Here is a 15,703-nt window from a genome sequence, read left to right on the forward strand (position 1 = left end):
TTGTTCTGCCCCCAGCATAAGCAGTTCGCCGCCGTTGGACCAGTACAACTTTGTTTGGTCTGCAGTAAAAACAAACCCCGGCACAAGGCCGGGGTCTGAGCAGCAGCGGATAAAACCGTTGAATTTAAACGCTTTGTTTACCTTTGATATAAGCGTCAACCAGTGATTCCAGCACATCCAGCGGGACAGCGCCGTTTTTCAGCACTACATCGTGGAATTCGCGGATATCAAATTTGTCACCCAAGGCAGTTTTAGCTTTGTCACGCAGCTGAACAATTTTGATCATACCAATCTTGTACGCAGTGGCCTGGGATGGCATCACGATATACCGTTCGATGGAGTTTTCAGCTTCGGTACGTGCGTTGGGCGTATTGTCCGCCAGGTACTGGATAGCCTGTTCGCGTGTCCATTTTTTCGCATGAATACCGGTATCAACCACCAGTCGACAGGCACGCCACAGTTCCATCGCTAAGCGGCCGAAGTCTGAGTACGGGTCCTGATACAGGCCAATATCTTTTGGCAGCAATTCGGTATACAGGCCCCAACCTTCGATATAGGCGGTGTAACGGCCAAACTTACGGAATTTCGGCATGTCACCTAATTCTTGTGCAATGGCAATCTGCATATGGTGGCCCGGAATGCCTTCATGGTAAGCCAGTGCTTCCATTTGATATTTCGGCATATCTTTCATGTTATGCAGATTGGCGTAGTAAGTGCCCGGTCTTTTGCCATCCATTGATGGCTGCTGGTAAAAGGCTTTACCGGCAGATTCTTCGCGAAATGGTTCAACGGCTTTGACGATCAGGTCTGCTTTGGGCTTGACCAGAAACAGGCTGTCCAGCTGTGACTTCATATGGTCAATCAGACGCGTCGCTTCGGCTAAATAAGCGGCTTTGCCTTCAGCTGTATCCGGATAATAGAACTGGGCATCATCGCGCATAAAGGCAAAAAACGCCTGCAGATCGCCTTTAAAGCCGACTTTTTGCATGATGGCTTTCATTTCATCATGAATGCGCGCCACTTCGGCCACACCCAACTGGTGAATTTCTTCAGCGGTCATTTTTGTCGTGGTGGTGCGTTCCAGCGCCATATTGTAAAAAGCTTCACCGTCTTTAAAACGCCAAACGCCGTCATCGGTCCCGGCTTGTTTTTCCTGAGCAGTTAAATAGGCGATCAGGCTTTCATAGGCCGGTTTGACACTGCTGGTCAGTGCGACTTCGGCTTCTTTAATCAGCAATTGTTTAGCAGCATCATCCAATGTCAGCTTATTGACTTTATTGCGGAAATCTTCCAGTAAAGTACTGTCTGCGCCAGCGCTGAATGGTGCACCTTTGATGATGTTCTGACTGGCAGCAATAGCCAGTGGAAACACAAATTTTGGTGGAATAATCCCCAGCTCGGCACGTTTGCTCAGTTGCTGTTCTAACTGTTTAAACAGCTGCGGAATGCCGTTTAAACGTGCGATATACGCTTTGGCATCGGCTTCATTGTCAATCAGATGTTGGTTAATCAACAGTGAGGGCACACCGGAATGCATGCCAAACATTTGGTTAACCGGATAGTTGTAATAACGCCATTTATCGTTGGCGATATCCTGCTCCAGTTGCTGTTTAAACAGCTGATAACTCAGTGTGGTCTGGGTATCGAGTTTCGCGACGTCAAACTGCGCAAGGTCCGCTAAGGCTTTTTTCGTCAGCGCCAGCTCTTTATCACTTTGCTCGTCGGTTAATTGGTCCCATTTGTCGTAATCCTGTTTGATACCAAGCTGGGTCAATGCCATCGGGCTTAACGCGGCTGCATCCATGAAATACTGGTCAAAAAACGCATTGGCTTTGGCGGATTCGGTTTGTGCTGCTGCCGGTGCTGCTTGTGTCGCCGCAACCGGTGCTGTCGGGTTCGCTGTTTGCTCAGGCGCTTTATTGCAGCCCGCCAGTAGGGCCGCTGAGACTGCAATGGTCAGCAGTTGGAGTTTTAGAGTCATGATGTCCCCGGGTTATTGTTGATATTTTGCTGGGTAACACCAGCTTGTCGCTGGTGTTATAAAAACAGCTGCAGCAGCTCGTTCAGGAAACGCACGCCATGCGGCGTGATTTGCCAGTGCAGTGGTGTGTCGCTAACTAATCCTAACTGCACGGCGCGGGCAAGCGCCGGCGCCACCGTTTCGACAGACAACCCGGTATATGCGGTAAAGTCAGCCTTGGGGCAGGGTTCCAGTAAGCGGAAGCGGTTCATAAAAAATTCGAACGGCAGTTCGTCGGGTTCTACCACAGTGGTGCTGTCGAGATAACCGCGGCTTAAATCCATATAGCCTTTGGGGTGTTTGATTTTGACAGTACGGGAAATAGTGGCAGCTGCATCCACTTCGTTACCAGGCCGAGTGATCTTGCCATGGGCGCCGCAGCCGATGCCTAGGTAATCGCCAAAACGCCAATAATTCAGATTATGCGCGCATTGATAGCCGGTTTTACTGTAGGCCGACGTTTCATATTGTTGATAGCCGGCGGCAGTCAACAGCGCATGCCCCTGCTCCTGAATATCCCACAACGCTTCATCTTCCGGTAGCACTGGCGGTCGTGAGGCAAAAGCAGTATTGGGTTCAATGGTCAGCTGATACCAAGATAAATGCGGCGGGTTTAAATCAATGGCTTGTTGCAAGTCAGCCAAAGCGTCCGCTAAGTTCTGGCCGGGCAGACCATGCATTAAATCCAGATTGAAACTGTTCAGGCCTTGCTGGCGCAGTTGAGTGGCGAGTTCGGCGGCACGTCGGGCCTGTGCCGGATTATGGATACGACCAAGCGCCTGCAACTGCGCGGCCTGAAAACTCTGTACACCAATCGAAAAACGGGTCACGCCGGCAGCCACATAACCGGCAAAGCGGCTGGCTTCGACGGTGCCAGGGTTGGCTTCCATCGTCACTTCAAGATTAGGCTCGCAAGCAATTCTGCCGCGCACACCTGTGAGGATGGCAGCGATGCCTTCCGCGCTAAACGTGCTGGGCGTACCACCACCGATAAAAATACTATGCAGCGCACGATTGGGGACCAGTGCCAGATCCTGGTCTAAATCGGCCAGCAGATGCGCGATATACTCGGCTTCCGGTATGCCTTGTTTCACGGCATGGGAATTAAAGTCACAATATGGGCATTTCTGTACACACCAGGGAATATGGATGTACAGCGACAGCGGGGGCAGTTGTAACACCGTTAACCCCGCAATTGCGTCAGTAATAACCGCAGCGCCTGTCCGCGATGACTGAGCGCAGCTTTATCGGCTTTCGCCAGCTGTGCTGACGTCTTGCCGAGTTCTGGTAACCAGAAGATTGGGTCGTAACCAAAACCGCCTTCGCCGAGTTGTTGCTGACTGATTTGGCCAGACCAACGGCCATGCGCGATCAGCGGCACCGGGTCGTCCGCGTGCTGAACTAAAGCCAGCACGCAATGAAATTCAGCACTGCGGTCAGTATGATGTTGCATGTTTTGCAGTAGCAAGCGGATATTCGCGGCGTCTTTGCTTTCTTGCGCATTGTCCATGCCATGCATCGCGGCGTAACGCGCAGAATAGATGCCCGGAGCACCGCCCAGGGCGTGTACCGCAAGGCCTGAGTCGTCAGCGATCGCCGGTAGACCGGTCAGTCGTGAGGCATGCCGCGCTTTTAGAATGGCATTCTCGATAAAACTAAGGCCGGTTTCATCGGCATCTGGCACGCCAAACTGGCTTTGTGGCAGCACCTCGACGCCATAATCGGCCAATAAACTTTGCAATTCAGCCACTTTGCCGGCGTTACTGCTCGCCAGTACCAGTTGTTTAAACATAACCGCTTCCTGTTATTCCGGGTAAACATCCTGGGTGAACTTTAGTACCTGTAGTTCGTTACCCTGGCGAATGGAGAGTTCAATGGTGATTTTTTGCTCAGATCGCGCTTCAACACCAGCCAGATAATACAGAGCTGCGCCTTCCTTGACCGGTTTAAAGCTCAATTGCTGGCGTTGCCCGGCCAGATTGGTTGCGCTCCCGCTCAGTTCAACCGCTTGCGCCTGTTGATCTGCGGTATTTAACACCGAGATATTCAGCAGTTGGTAATTGCGGCTGCGGCTTAACTGGTAGTTTTTGGCGACATCTGCGTCCAGCATCGTGGTCGGCATCAGCATGTAATGCACATCCCATTTACCAAGTTGTTGTTTTTGTTCGGCTAGGCTTGGAAAACTACCAAGCAAAAACAGCACGAACAGTGGGTAAATCAGCGCAGTTACAAGTTTCATCACAGGCTCCTTGAACAAACTAGGCAGGTGGCAATCCCAGCGCCGTCAACGCCGCCGGGATCATGTTGGGTTGGCGGATCCGCAATTGTTTATGCCGGTTCAATTCGCCACGTTGTAATTCAATCTGGCTTTTAGCCACGTCAAACCACTGCGCCAGTAATTTAATCACATGGGCATTGGCTTTGCCGTCGACAGGCGGGGCGGTGATCGCTAGTTTTATCGCATCACAATGTAAGCCAACCACCTGATCGCGGCTGGCTTTTGGCTGCACATAGATCTGCAGGATTAAATCGCCGTCGACCCAGCGCCAGGCGCTGGCAGCAGCTGACATGTCAGAACATGCCGACAAAAAAGCTCTGTAACAGGATCTGCAGAAATTGCAGGGCGACCAACACAATCAGCACTGACAAATCGAGGCCCCCCATCGGTGGGATCACTTTACGCACCGGCGCTAGCAAAGGTTCAGTCAGTTGCACCAGCACTAATTCCATCGGGTTGCGGCCTTGTGAGAACCAGCTCAGGATCGCGCGGATAATCAATACCCAGAACAGCAGACTGCACGCTTCTTTAACCGTCGTCAGTACGGCGCCGGACAATAACGCGATGATATCCAGCTGGCCGACCAGCAGCAGCTGAATTAACAGCATTTTGCCGGCACTGACCAACAACGCCAAAACCACAGCTGCAGTATCGAGTTTGCCAATGCTTGGGATCAGCCGGCGCAGTGGGATCAGCAACGGATTAGTCGCTTTCACGACAAACTGGCTGAGTGGATTATAAAAATCAGCGCGGCTGACCTGCAACCAGATCCGGAGCAGCACCACCATCAGGAACAGATTAAAAACAGTATCGAGCAGAAAATAAAATGCGTTGTTCATGCGGTTTCCTTGTCAGAGCAGGTTAAATCGGCATTTCAATGAATAGTTTACAGTGTTTTGGCCATCTCTTCAGCCCGGCGGATCGCGGCCTGCATTGCATCAGCCACCAGCAATTCGAGACCGCCGTTGCGCATGGTTTCAATCGCTTCATGCGTCGTACCGCCTTTGCTAGTGACCTGCGCCCGCAAATCGGCAAAGCTCAGAGACGATTGCGTTGCCATCGTCGCAGCACCTAACGCGGTCTGGACCACCATCTGATGGGCCTCTTCCGGGCTAAAACCGAGCAGCTCCGCTTTTTGCGCCATCGCCTGCATAAAGTAGAAAAAGTAGGCGGGTGCGCTGCCGGTCACCGCAATGATGTCGTTGATTTGACTTTCCTGATCGAGCCAGACGGTTTTACCAATGGCACTGAACATGCTATCAACAAAAGACTTCTCATAGTTGGAACAGCGGCTGGCAAAAATACCGGTGACACCCAGTCCAACTAAAGATGGCGTATTGGGCATAGTCCGCATCAGCCGGATCGGACCGAGCCATTCCTCATAGCGGCTGACCGGTAAACCCGCAGCGACTGTGACAAAGAGTTTTTCACTGATATCGGGTACGCCGGTGATCAGTTGATGGCAGACTTCGCCCATCAGCTGTGGCTTGACTGACAACACAATGACATCGGCTTTTTGCACCGCCAGCAGATTATCCTGAGTCACTTCAATGGCAAAATCGGCGGCAAGTGCATCGAGTTTTGGTCGGGTTGGATTGGCGGCGATGATATTAGCGGCCGGGTAGCCGGTATTCACCATGCCCCCGATGATGCAGCGTGCCATATTGCCGGCGCCGATAAAGGCTACTGTGTTGTCATTCATGCTTTTGATTCGTTGTCTGAGTTTATCGCGTTAACTGCGCGCGCCGAAAATGGCGGAGCCTAATCTTATCATAGTTGCCCCAAAAAGAACGGCTTGTTGCCAGTCATCTGACATGCCCATAGACAACTGATCTGCTTGTGGAAATTCTGCCTGCAGCGTTGCTGAAAGCTGCTGCATCGCCGCAAATGCCTGCTGATTGTCGCCACTCACTGCCGGTGCCGGGATCGCCATCAGTCCTATCAGCCGCATATTCGGCAGACTGTCTATTTGTCGGGCCAGCGGCAACAGGTCTTCCGGCAAAATGCCGGACTTGCTGTCCTCGCGGCTGATATTCACTTGCAGCAGCACCTGCAGCGCTGCTTTACCGACCGGGCGCTGGGCCGACAAACGTTCAGCAATTTTCAACCGGTCAATGCTATGCACCACATCGGCGTAAACCGCGATATCACGGGTTTTATTGGACTGGATTGGGCCAATAAAATGCCAGCGGATCTGTGTTAAATCGGTCAGTTCCTGTGCTTTAGTCGCAAGTTCCTGCACATAGTTTTCGCCGAACTGACGTTGTCCAGCCAGATAAGCTTCTCGTATGTCATTGACTGGCTTAGTTTTACTGACGGCGATTAACTGAGCAGTCGTACCATCTGCTGGCTGAATTTCTGCAAGAGCCCTGTAGGCTGTCTGTAAGCGTTCTGCTATGGTGTTATGCATCAAAACCTGATTTGCCTCTTCACTGACACAGGAGTATGTCGTCATGGATATTACCGAATTACTGGCGTTCAGCGTACAGCACAAAGCGTCAGACTTGCACCTGTCGGCCGGTGTGCCGCCGCTGATCCGCGTGGATGGCGATGTACGTCGTTTGAATATTCCACCGCTGACGCACAAAGACGTCCATGCGCTGGTCTACGACATTATGACGGATAAGCAGCGCAAAGAATACGAAGAGCGGCTGGAGTCAGATTTTTCCTTTGAAGTGCCGGGTTTGGCGCGGTTCCGGGTCAATGCCTTTGTGCAAAACCGTGGTGCTGCCGCCGTGTTCCGCACTATTCCGAGTGAAGTCTTGTCGTTGGATGATCTCGGCGCACCGGATGTGTTCCGCACCATCGCCGAAAACCCGCGTGGACTGGTGCTGGTGACCGGACCAACAGGTTCCGGTAAATCGACCACACTGGCGGCGATGGTGGACTACATCAATACCGGACGGCATGAGCACATTCTGACCATTGAAGATCCAATCGAATTTGTCCACCACAATAAACTTTGTCTGGTCAACCAACGGGAAGTGCACCGCGATACTTTGAGTTTCTCTAACGCTTTGCGCTCAGCGCTGCGGGAAGATCCGGACGTGATCCTGGTCGGTGAATTACGCGATCTGGAAACTATTCGCCTGGCGATGACCGCAGCTGAAACCGGTCACCTGGTGTTTGGCACTTTACACACCACCTCCGCGCCGAAAACGATTGACCGGATCATCGACGTGTTCCCTGGCGAGGAAAAAGCCATGGTGCGGTCAATGTTATCCGAATCGCTGCGTGCAGTGATTTCGCAGACGCTACTGAAAAAAATCGGTGGCGGTCGTATTGCGGCGCACGAGATCATGATCGGGGTGCCGGCCATCAGAAACCTGATCCGCGAAGATAAAATTGCCCAGATGTATTCGGTGATCCAGACCGGAGCCTCCCATGGCATGCAGACGATGGACCAGTGCCTGCTCAATCTGGTGAACCGCGGCCTTATCACCAAGCAGGACGCCTTAGCCAAAGCGCAGGATAAAAATGCCTTTGGTGCGATGGGCCGGATTTAACGGAGACAGTGATGGAATTAATCAGACTGCTGCAAAAAATGGTCGATGCCAAAGCATCGGACATGTTTGTCACCGCCGGTATGCCGGTGGCGGCCAAAATCAATGGCGAGTTGCTGCCGATTGAAGAAGTCCCGCTCAGTGCGGACGACGCGCTGGCGATTGTGCTGGCCTGTATGAACGACAAGCAGAAAAACGAATATCTGGCGCATAAAGAATGTAACTTCGCCATTGCCAATGATGCAGGCCGGTTTCGGGTTTCTGCATTTTTCCAGCGCGATCAGGCCGGCATGGTGGTGCGCCGTATCGTCACCAAAATTCCGGATGTTGATGAGCTCGGTTTGCCGCCGATTCTGAAAGAATTGATCATGTCCAAACGTGGCCTGCTGCTGTTTGTTGGTGGTACCGGTACCGGTAAATCCACCTCGCTGGCAGCTTTAATTGGCTATCGTAATAAAAATGCCCGTGGACATATCCTGACCATCGAAGATCCGATTGAATTCGTGCACGACCATGCAAAGAGTCTGATCACCCAGCGTGAGGTTGGTATCGACACTGAATCCTTTGAAGCCGCGCTGAAAAGTTCATTGCGCCAGGCGCCGGACGTGATCCTGATTGGTGAGATCCGTAGCCAGGATACAATGGAGTATGCGCTGAGTTTTGCCGAAACCGGCCATTTGTGTATTGCGACACTGCACGCCAACAATGCCAACCAGGCGATTGACCGTATCCTGCATTTAGTACCCAAAGAAAAACACGCCAAGCTGATGTTTGATTTGGCGCTGAATTTACGGGGCATTGTCGCGCAGCAATTGATCGCGACGGCGGATGGCTCGAAACGGATGGCGGCGATTGAAGTACTGACCAACTCGCCACTGGTGGCAGACCTGATCAAAAAAGGTCAGATTGACGAGATTAAAGCAGTGATGGCGAAATCGCGTGAACTCGGCATGCAGACCTTTGATCAGGCGTTGTATGACCTATACCAGCGCAATCAAATCAGTTATGCCGATGCACTGCACCACGCGGATTCACCGAATGACTTACGCCTGATGATTAAACTGCGTAATAACGAAACGGCAGGGGCTGGCTTTTTGGCCAATGTCACAGTGGATGGTCTGGAAAAACCCGATCACTGAGTCATCGGTAATCAATAGAAAAAACGCGGCTTTAGCCGCGTTTTTTACTCAGGTGACTGCCAAACCCGGCCAGAGATGTTCACTGTCCAGTGCTGCTGGCAGTGCAAGTCCTGCTGGCGGCTCAGTGCCGACAAAACTAAACCGGGCGACCGGTTCGCCGTCAATACTGACATTCTCGCAGAACATCGGCAGCGGTCGCACCCACAGGCCAAAATCGCCATACAAGGCGCGATACAAAGCATAAGGCGCGTCTTCCTCACTGTGATGAACCACAGCCAGAAGCTGGTAATACCGGCCTTTGTAATGCCGGTAAAAACCGGGGCAGGGCAACTCAGCCATGTTGTTGCTCAAACCAGCTCTCCAGAATTAACTTGGCCGAGAAACAATCGACTGCATCTTTGCTGAGCTTCTTAAATCCGCCTTGCGAAAACAACTCAGCCCGTGATTCGACAGTGGTTAGCCGTTCATCGTGCGCCTGCACTTTGACGCCAAAACGGCCATGTAAGCGATTGATAAACTTATGCACCCGCGCAGTAAAAGGTTGCTCGGTGCCATCCATATTCAGCGGCAGGCCGACCACAACCAACTCTGGCTGCCATTCTTTTAACAGCGCTTCAATCTGGCTCCAGTCCGGTGTGCCATCGACTGCTTTCAATGCTTTTAGGGTGCTGGCAGTGCCGGTCAGACGTTGTCCAACCGCCACGCCAATGCTTTTAAGGCCATAGTCAAAGGCCAGAATACAACTCATCTGTGTTCCTGTTTGTCTGGCCTGAGGTCAGGCGTGTCCGGCTTGTGGGCTTAACTGCCAGCTCTGGATCCCCAGTTTGGCGGTCGCGCCTTGCCATTTTTCGCCATGTGGCAAATCAAAAATAATCCGGTTATCGGCCGGGATCACCAACCAGCTGTTGTCGGCTAATTCCTGCTCCAGCTGACCCGGACTCCAGCCGGCATAACCCAATGCCAGAATAAATTTGTCTGGCGCCGCTTCGGTGGTCAGTTGTTCCAGAATGTCTTTTGAGGTGGTGATCATCAAATCCTGGTTCAGTTGCATGCTGCTATTAAAGCCAGCTTTTGGCGTATGCAGCACAAAACCGCGGTCATTTTGCACCGGTCCACCGGCACAGATCTTCATTTTGGCCGCGTCAGAACCGCCGTCAAACTCGATTTCCAGTTGTTCCAATAGATTGGCGACATCGACCGACAGGGGATGATTGATGACGATTCCCATGGCGCCGTCGGCATTATGTTCGCAGATATAGGTCACGCTTCGACCAAATAAAGGGTCATCCAAACTGGGCATTGCAATCAGTAAGTGGTTTTGTAAACTTTCCACGGCGAACTCCTCAGGCTTTTTTAGCCTGTAATAACAGTTCAATCTGATCAAACAACATGCCGGTAACTGAGACCGGAAACGCAGCCTCAATTTCGCGGATGCAGGTTGGGCTTGTGACATTAATTTCGGTCAGTTTGTCACCGATGATATCAAGACCGACAAAAATCAACCCTTTGGCTTTCAGTGTTGGGCCTACAGCACGGGCAATGGCCCAGTCACTTTCGGTCAGAGGACGCGCTTCGCCGCGGCCGCCGGCGGCAAGATTGCCACGGGTTTCGCCGCTGGCCGGGATCCGGGCCAGACAATAAGGCACCGGTTCGCCGTTTACCACTAACACGCGTTTATCGCCGTCAACAATTTCTGGGATAAAACGCTGCGCCATGGCGTACATAGTGCCGTGCGCGGTTAATGTCTCCAGTATGACACTGACATTTGGATCTTGCGGTTTTAAACGAAAAATAGATGCGCCGCCCATGCCATCCAGCGGTTTTAAGATCACATCGCCTTCGGCCTGATAAAAGGCTTTTAACCGTGCGGCATCGCGGCTGACCAGTGTTTTCGGCGTATGCTGCGCAAACCAGCTGGTGTACAACTTTTCATTGGCATCGCGCAGACTCTGCGGTTTGTTCACAATCAGCGTACCGGCATCTTCTGCCCGTTCCAGAATATAAGTCGCGTAGATAAACTCGGTATCAAACGGCGGATCTTTGCGCATCAGGATCACGTCGAGATCGCCCAAAGCAATATCCTGTTCACCCTGAAATTCATACCAGCGTGCCGGATTTTGTTCGACGCTCAGTAAGCGAGTGCGGGCGCGGGCCTGGCCTTCTAACAGGTATAAGTCGGCCATTTCCATATAATGCAATTGATAACCGCGGCTCTGTGCCTGCAGTAACATGGCGAAACTGGAATCTTTTTTGATATTGATGGCGCTGATAGGGTCCATCACGATGCCGAGTTTGATCAACAGCTTACTCCTTAATCAGGCGAGATCGCCCAGTTGTAATTGCAATGCAGCAATGGCGGTCAGTGCAGCAGTTTCGGTGCGCAGCACCCGTGGACCGAGCCGTACCGGCTGAAAACCGGCTAAAGTTGTGGCCGCCATTTCGCGGTCACTGAAGCCGCCTTCCGGACCTATCACTAATCTGAGGCGGTCCGTTGGTGCTAATTGCTTAATGGTGGCGTTGGTCCAGGGATCCAAGGTCAGTTTCAGACAATTGTCCGCCTGACCGAGCCATTTTTCCAGTGTGACGGGCGTATGCACCGGCGGCACCACAGAGCGACCACTTTGTTCACAGGCACTGATGACAATTTTTTGCCACTGTTCACGTTTTTTCTCCAAACGTTCGGCGTCAAGTTTGACACCACAGCGTTCGGTAAACAGCGGCGTAATTTCACTGACGCCAAGCTCCACCGCTTTCTGGATGGCAAAATCCATCCGGTCACCGCGGGAGATGCCCTGACCCAAGTGCAGTTGCAGCGGTGATTCGACCGGATTCTCGTTTGAGCTCTGGATATCGACAACCAGCTGTTTTTTGCCAACTTCAACAATGACGGCGGCGTAATTATTGCCATCACCATTAAACAGCTCGAGCGCTTCGCCGGCTTGCATCCGCAAGACTTTACCGGCGTGATTGGCGGCATCTTCACAGAGCGCCACAGATTGTCCCGGTTTTAATGGGCCGGGCTGATATAAACGTATTGTTCGCATGAGGCCTGATTCAGCAGCAGAAAAACTGTTATGGTAGCAGTCCCTTGACGCTAAGGGTACCTCCAAAGGAGTCCTAGTATGGACGTAGAAAACGTCTCATCGACGGCGCCGGCAGTATTGGCCGTGTCGCAACTGTGTAAAAGTTATGGCGCGCTGAAGGCGGTAAATAACCTCAGTTTCAGCGTGCGGGCCGGCCAGTGCTTTGGTTTACTTGGCCCCAACGGTGCCGGCAAAACCACGACGATGGAAATGCTCGAAGGCATTATCAAACCAGATAGTGGCCAGATTTTTTACCACGGCGAAGTGGCCGGACGGCAGCATTTTCAGCAGCTTGGTGTGCAGTTCCAGCAAACCGCGTTACAGGATTTTCTCACTGTCGAAGAAACATTGCGGATGTTCGCCGCATTTTATCCAGAGCCGGCGGATATTCAGGAGCTTATCAGGCTCTGTGATCTGACTGACTTTTTAACGCAAGACCATAAAAAGTTATCCGGCGGGCAGCGTCAGCGGTTGTTGCTGGCATTGGCGCTGGTGAATCAGCCGCAGATTTTGTTTCTGGATGAACCAACCACCGGGCTGGACCCGCATGCCCGACGCAACTTCTGGGCGCTGATCCAGCAAATCAAGCAGCAAGGCCGGACCATTATTTTGACCACCCATTACATGGATGAAGCTGAGCAACTCTGTGATGACCTGATCATCGTCGACAAAGGCCAAATCATCGCGCAAGGCTCGCCGCAGGCGTTGCTGCGTCAGCATTTTGAAGGTGCATTATTGCAACTGCCGGACCCAGGGTTTATTCCGCCATTGCCAGAGCGTCATCATGCCTCCATTCAGGGCGGTCAACTTTGCATTCAGACGCCGGACGTGCAGCAGAGTATTCAGGCGTTGCTGCAGCAGCAAGTGCCACTGCAAGGATTATTGGTGAAATCGGCGACGCTGGACGATTTGTTCCTCAAACTGACCGGCCATGCGTTAAGCGGTGCCACCACGGAGGCTGAATGATGTTTAGTTTCAGACGTTTTATCGCGGTGCTTAAAGCGCGCAATCTCGAGTTCTGGCGCGACCGGGCGGCGCTTGGCTGGAATTTACTGTTCCCGTTTTTACTGGTCGCTGGTTTTGCTTTTGTATTTTCTGGTGAACCGAAAGCCGAATACAAAGTGGGCGTATTACAGCAAAGTACTGTGCTGGATACGACGCAACATCCGCTATTAACCACGCGTTTTGTCGAATTTGTGCCTTATCAGGCAGAAGATTTGGCGAGACAACGGCTGGCCCATCATCAGATTGATCTGGTGCTTGATTTAACAACAAATCGCTATGTAGTGAATCCGGATTCAGCGAAAGGCTATCTGGTGGAAAAAATCCTGTTGCAGCAATGGCCGGGGGCAACCAGAGAGGAAGTGACAGGGCAGGCGATCCGTTACGTCGATTTTGTACTGCCCGGCATTTTGGGCATGAACATGATGTTTTCCTGCTTGTTCGGTGTCGGTTATGTGCTGGTGCGCTACCGGAAAAATTCGGTGCTCAAACGCCTGCAGGCCACGCCTTTGACTGCGCTGGAGTTTGTCGGCGCACAGGTGGTCTCGCGTCTTGCCATAGTGCTGGCGATTGCTGGCGTGGTGTTTGTCAGTTGTCAGCAGCTGTTTGGTTTGATGATGCTCGGTAGTTATGCACTGCTGTTGTTGGTGGCCGCGTTGGGGGCATTATCGATGATTGCACTGGCTTTGTTGATTGCCAGTCGTTTACAAAGTGAAGAACTGACCGGCGGACTGCTCAATATGACCAGCTGGCCAATGATGATTTTGTCCGGTGTCTGGTTCAGCCTGGAAGGCGCTCCGCAAGCGGTGCAATGGTTTGCGCAGTTGTTCCCGCTGACGCATTTGGTCAGCGCAGCGCGTGCGGTGATGTTGGATGGTGCCGGTTTTGCCGATGTCAGTGTGCAACTTGGTGTGATGGCAGCGATGAGCCTGGTGTTTTTAGCCTCAGCAGCTGCGTTGTTCCGCTGGGCTGGTGACGGCCGTTAATCCGCAGCGACCAGGTGAATGAAACGCCTGAAAAGCTCAGACTGCTTTTCAGGCGTTTTTTTCATTTAAAGTGCAGGGAAGGTGTAATGCGCACCAATTCCCAGCGGAATGCCCAGCGCCCAATAGAGCAACAGGAAGGCGCTCCACAGCACCAGGAAACATACTGAGAATGGCAGCATCAACGCGATCAAAGTACCAATACCGGTCGATTTCACGTACTTCTGACAGAACACGACGATCAGCGGGAAGTACGGCATCAGCGGCGTAATGATGTTGGTAGAAGAGTCACCCACCCGATAAGCGGCTTGAGTTAAATCCGGCGATACACCAAGCTCCATCAACATCGGCACCATGATGGCACCAATCAATGCCCACTTCGCGGAAGCGGAACCCACTAACAGATTGACTGTGGCAGTGAGGAACACGATGCCAACTAAGGTCACGCCAAGTGGTAGCGCCAGTTCTTTTAACGCCAGAGCGCCTTTAATAGCCAATAGGGCGCCCAGATTCGACTGGCCAAAAGCATAAATAAACTGCGCACAGAAAAACGCCATCACGACGTAATACCCCATGCCAGACATCGCTTTACTCATGCCTTGTACAATAGCGCGATGATTTTTTGCCGAACCGGAGGTATAGCCATACACCACACCCGGAATTAAGAAAAACACAAAAATAATGCCGACAATCGACTGCATCAGCGGTGCGGTTGCACTGGTCAGCAGGCCGTCTGTACCGCGCCATGCTGAATCAGCACCTGAAGCCGACCACATCAGCAACAAGCCAGAGACTAACATCGACAAGGTGGCGTAACGCAGACCTTTGCGCTCGGCATCTGTTAGAGCATCCAGTTTTGGCAGACTGGCCGGGTCACCATCGACTTGGGTATTTTTAAGCCTTGGTTCAATCACTTTATCAGTCAGAAACCAGCCGACCAGAATAATCAGGCCCGCAGAAGCTGTGGTGAAAAAGAAATTATTCAGCGGGTTAATCGTCATTTCTGCAGCGCCAGGGTGCGCGGATAGACGCGCGGCGGCCTGCGTTAGACCTGCTAACATCGGATCCAAGCTGGACGGCACAAACAGGCTGGCAGAAAAGCCACCTGATACACCAGCAAATGCCGCGGCAATACCTGCCAGCGGGTGACGGCCCGCTGCGTAAAAAATCACCGCGCCGAGCGGGATCACCAGCACATAACCGGCATCGACTGCGACATGACTTAAGATACCCACGGCAATCAGCACTGGTGTCAGTAGCATTTTCGGCGTGACATTTAAAATCGAGCGCAGGCCGGCATTAATAAACCCAGTATGTTCCGCAACGCCTAACCCCAGCATGGCGACCAGAACTACACCCAGTGGCGGGAAATTGACAAAAGTCGTGACCATCTTGCTCATAAAAGTGGTGAGCGCAGCGCCATCCAGCAAATTGACGATGACGATAGGTTTCCCGGTGCGCGGGTCAATTTCATTGAACTGCACCCCGGACAGAGCCCAGGAGATGAGCCAGACTGCCAGCATAAATAGGGCGAATAACACGGCGGGATCGGGAAGTTTATTGCCCGCGCGTTCTATCGCATCGAGACTGCGCTGCAACCAGGGCGTGGTCGTTTGGGTAGACATAGAGTTTCCTTATTATTGTCGGTCAGCCGTTATAAAAGTTATCAGGCTGTGCTGGCAAACAGGAAAAAAC

18 protein-coding genes are annotated in these 15,703 nt (G+C 52.3%); 4 read left to right on the top strand and 14 right to left on the bottom strand.

The features are described from left to right. Positions 1–124 precede the first annotated feature (124 nt). From ACQ66Q_RS02285 to ACQ66Q_RS02320, 8 genes are read right to left on the bottom strand one after another with little or no spacing between them, the layout of a single operon-like run. Positions 125–1,981 carry a DUF885 domain-containing protein gene (locus tag ACQ66Q_RS02285; protein WP_430455301.1) on the bottom strand — a complete coding sequence of 619 codons (1,857 nt, stop codon included), beginning with the start codon at positions 1,979–1,981 and terminating at the stop codon, positions 125–127. Between the two features lie 56 nt (positions 1,982–2,037). Beyond that, entirely contained in the window at positions 2,038–3,201 is a 1,164-nt protein-coding gene (gene hemW, locus ACQ66Q_RS02290) for a radical SAM family heme chaperone HemW (RefSeq protein ID WP_430455302.1), read from the bottom strand. A gap of 2 nt (positions 3,202–3,203) precedes the next feature. Continuing rightward, complete coding sequence (gene rdgB / locus ACQ66Q_RS02295) at positions 3,204–3,812, bottom strand: RdgB/HAM1 family non-canonical purine NTP pyrophosphatase (protein ID WP_430455303.1); 609 nt, start codon at positions 3,810–3,812, stop codon at positions 3,204–3,206. Between the two features lie 12 nt (positions 3,813–3,824). Continuing rightward, on the bottom strand, positions 3,825–4,259 hold the full coding sequence (locus tag ACQ66Q_RS02300) for a DUF4426 domain-containing protein (protein ID WP_430455304.1): 435 nt from the start codon (positions 4,257–4,259) through the stop codon (positions 3,825–3,827). A 19-nt stretch (positions 4,260–4,278) separates the two neighbouring features. Then, a complete protein-coding gene (locus tag ACQ66Q_RS02305) occupies positions 4,279–4,590 on the bottom strand; it encodes a DUF167 family protein (RefSeq protein ID WP_430455305.1) in 312 nt (103 codons plus the stop codon). A 1-nt stretch (position 4,591) separates the two neighbouring features. After that, positions 4,592–5,137 (bottom strand): YggT family protein, encoded by a 546-nt coding sequence (locus ACQ66Q_RS02310; protein ID WP_430455306.1) that lies wholly within the window; start codon positions 5,135–5,137, stop codon positions 4,592–4,594. 47 nt (positions 5,138–5,184) lie between these two features. Further along, entirely contained in the window at positions 5,185–6,009 is an 825-nt protein-coding gene (proC, locus tag ACQ66Q_RS02315) for a pyrroline-5-carboxylate reductase (RefSeq protein ID WP_430458527.1), read from the bottom strand. Between the two features lie 21 nt (positions 6,010–6,030). Continuing rightward, a complete protein-coding gene (locus ACQ66Q_RS02320; protein ID WP_430455307.1) occupies positions 6,031–6,708 on the bottom strand; it encodes a YggS family pyridoxal phosphate-dependent enzyme in 678 nt (225 codons plus the stop codon). Between the two features lie 43 nt (positions 6,709–6,751). Here ACQ66Q_RS02320 and ACQ66Q_RS02325 point away from each other — a divergent pair, with 43 nt between their 5' ends. Next, on the top strand, positions 6,752–7,804 hold the full coding sequence (locus tag ACQ66Q_RS02325; RefSeq protein ID WP_208931027.1) for a type IV pilus twitching motility protein PilT: 1,053 nt from the start codon (positions 6,752–6,754) through the stop codon (positions 7,802–7,804). An 11-nt stretch (positions 7,805–7,815) separates the two neighbouring features. Continuing rightward, positions 7,816–8,940, top strand: coding sequence for a PilT/PilU family type 4a pilus ATPase (locus tag ACQ66Q_RS02330; RefSeq protein ID WP_430455308.1), 1,125 nt, complete (start codon positions 7,816–7,818; stop codon positions 8,938–8,940). A gap of 48 nt (positions 8,941–8,988) precedes the next feature. Here ACQ66Q_RS02330 and ACQ66Q_RS02335 read toward each other — a convergent pair whose 3' ends face one another. From ACQ66Q_RS02335 to rsmE, 5 genes are read right to left on the bottom strand one after another with little or no spacing between them, the layout of a single operon-like run. Then, on the bottom strand, positions 8,989–9,291 hold the full coding sequence (locus ACQ66Q_RS02335; RefSeq protein ID WP_430455309.1) for a DUF1653 domain-containing protein: 303 nt from the start codon (positions 9,289–9,291) through the stop codon (positions 8,989–8,991). After that, a complete protein-coding gene (gene ruvX, locus ACQ66Q_RS02340; protein WP_430455310.1) occupies positions 9,272–9,688 on the bottom strand; it encodes a Holliday junction resolvase RuvX in 417 nt (138 codons plus the stop codon). Before ruvX ends, ACQ66Q_RS02335 begins: the two co-directional genes overlap by 20 nt. Before the next feature lie 27 nt (positions 9,689–9,715). Further along, the gene (locus tag ACQ66Q_RS02345) at positions 9,716–10,273 is read right to left on the bottom strand and encodes a YqgE/AlgH family protein (RefSeq protein ID WP_430455311.1); all 558 of its coding nucleotides are present in this window, start codon (positions 10,271–10,273) and stop codon (positions 9,716–9,718) included. Between the two features lie 10 nt (positions 10,274–10,283). Next, on the bottom strand, positions 10,284–11,243 hold the full coding sequence (gshB, locus tag ACQ66Q_RS02350) for a glutathione synthase (RefSeq protein WP_430458528.1): 960 nt from the start codon (positions 11,241–11,243) through the stop codon (positions 10,284–10,286). A 12-nt stretch (positions 11,244–11,255) separates the two neighbouring features. Beyond that, positions 11,256–11,984, bottom strand: a complete 729-nt coding sequence (gene rsmE, locus ACQ66Q_RS02355) for a 16S rRNA (uracil(1498)-N(3))-methyltransferase (RefSeq protein WP_430455312.1) — start codon at positions 11,982–11,984, stop codon at positions 11,256–11,258. Positions 11,985–12,062: 78 nt separating this feature from the next. On the opposite strand from rsmE, the gene ACQ66Q_RS02360 reads away from it, so the two are divergent. Then, on the top strand, positions 12,063–12,989 hold the full coding sequence (locus ACQ66Q_RS02360) for an ABC transporter ATP-binding protein (protein ID WP_430455313.1): 927 nt from the start codon (positions 12,063–12,065) through the stop codon (positions 12,987–12,989). Beyond that, complete coding sequence (locus ACQ66Q_RS02365) at positions 12,986–14,011, top strand: ABC transporter permease (protein WP_430455314.1); 1,026 nt, start codon at positions 12,986–12,988, stop codon at positions 14,009–14,011. The genes ACQ66Q_RS02360 and ACQ66Q_RS02365 overlap by 4 nt, the downstream gene beginning before the upstream one ends. A gap of 65 nt (positions 14,012–14,076) precedes the next feature. On the opposite strand, the gene ACQ66Q_RS02370 is transcribed toward ACQ66Q_RS02365, so the two are convergent. Then, positions 14,077–15,633, bottom strand: coding sequence for an AbgT family transporter (locus ACQ66Q_RS02370; protein ID WP_430455315.1), 1,557 nt, complete (start codon positions 15,631–15,633; stop codon positions 14,077–14,079). Between the last annotated feature and the right edge of the window lie 70 nt (positions 15,634–15,703).

This window comes from Rheinheimera sp., from assembly GCF_965283995.1.
In the GTDB taxonomy this organism is placed as follows: domain Bacteria; phylum Pseudomonadota; class Gammaproteobacteria; order Enterobacterales; family Alteromonadaceae; genus Pararheinheimera.

Excerpts from the sequence above, each read along its gene's own strand:
- ACQ66Q_RS02325 (WP_208931027.1), top strand. The coding sequence starts at position 6,752 with ATGGATATTACCGAATTACTGGCGTTCAGCGTACAGCACAAAGCGTCA.
- ACQ66Q_RS02370 (WP_430455315.1), bottom strand. The coding sequence starts at position 15,633 with ATGTCTACCCAAACGACCACGCCCTGGTTGCAGCGCAGTCTCGATGCG.
- ACQ66Q_RS02310 (WP_430455306.1), bottom strand. The coding sequence starts at position 5,137 with ATGAACAACGCATTTTATTTTCTGCTCGATACTGTTTTTAATCTGTTC.
- ACQ66Q_RS02285 (WP_430455301.1), bottom strand. The coding sequence starts at position 1,981 with ATGACTCTAAAACTCCAACTGCTGACCATTGCAGTCTCAGCGGCCCTA.
- ACQ66Q_RS02360 (WP_430455313.1), top strand. The coding sequence starts at position 12,063 with ATGGACGTAGAAAACGTCTCATCGACGGCGCCGGCAGTATTGGCCGTG.
- ACQ66Q_RS02320 (WP_430455307.1), bottom strand. The coding sequence starts at position 6,708 with ATGCATAACACCATAGCAGAACGCTTACAGACAGCCTACAGGGCTCTT.
- ACQ66Q_RS02305 (WP_430455305.1), bottom strand. The coding sequence starts at position 4,590 with ATGTCAGCTGCTGCCAGCGCCTGGCGCTGGGTCGACGGCGATTTAATC.
- rdgB (WP_430455303.1), bottom strand. The coding sequence starts at position 3,812 with ATGTTTAAACAACTGGTACTGGCGAGCAGTAACGCCGGCAAAGTGGCT.
- ACQ66Q_RS02300 (WP_430455304.1), bottom strand. The coding sequence starts at position 4,259 with ATGAAACTTGTAACTGCGCTGATTTACCCACTGTTCGTGCTGTTTTTG.
- rsmE (WP_430455312.1), bottom strand. The coding sequence starts at position 11,984 with ATGCGAACAATACGTTTATATCAGCCCGGCCCATTAAAACCGGGACAA.
- ruvX (WP_430455310.1), bottom strand. The coding sequence starts at position 9,688 with ATGAGTTGTATTCTGGCCTTTGACTATGGCCTTAAAAGCATTGGCGTG.
- ACQ66Q_RS02365 (WP_430455314.1), top strand. The coding sequence starts at position 12,986 with ATGATGTTTAGTTTCAGACGTTTTATCGCGGTGCTTAAAGCGCGCAAT.
- ACQ66Q_RS02330 (WP_430455308.1), top strand. The coding sequence starts at position 7,816 with ATGGAATTAATCAGACTGCTGCAAAAAATGGTCGATGCCAAAGCATCG.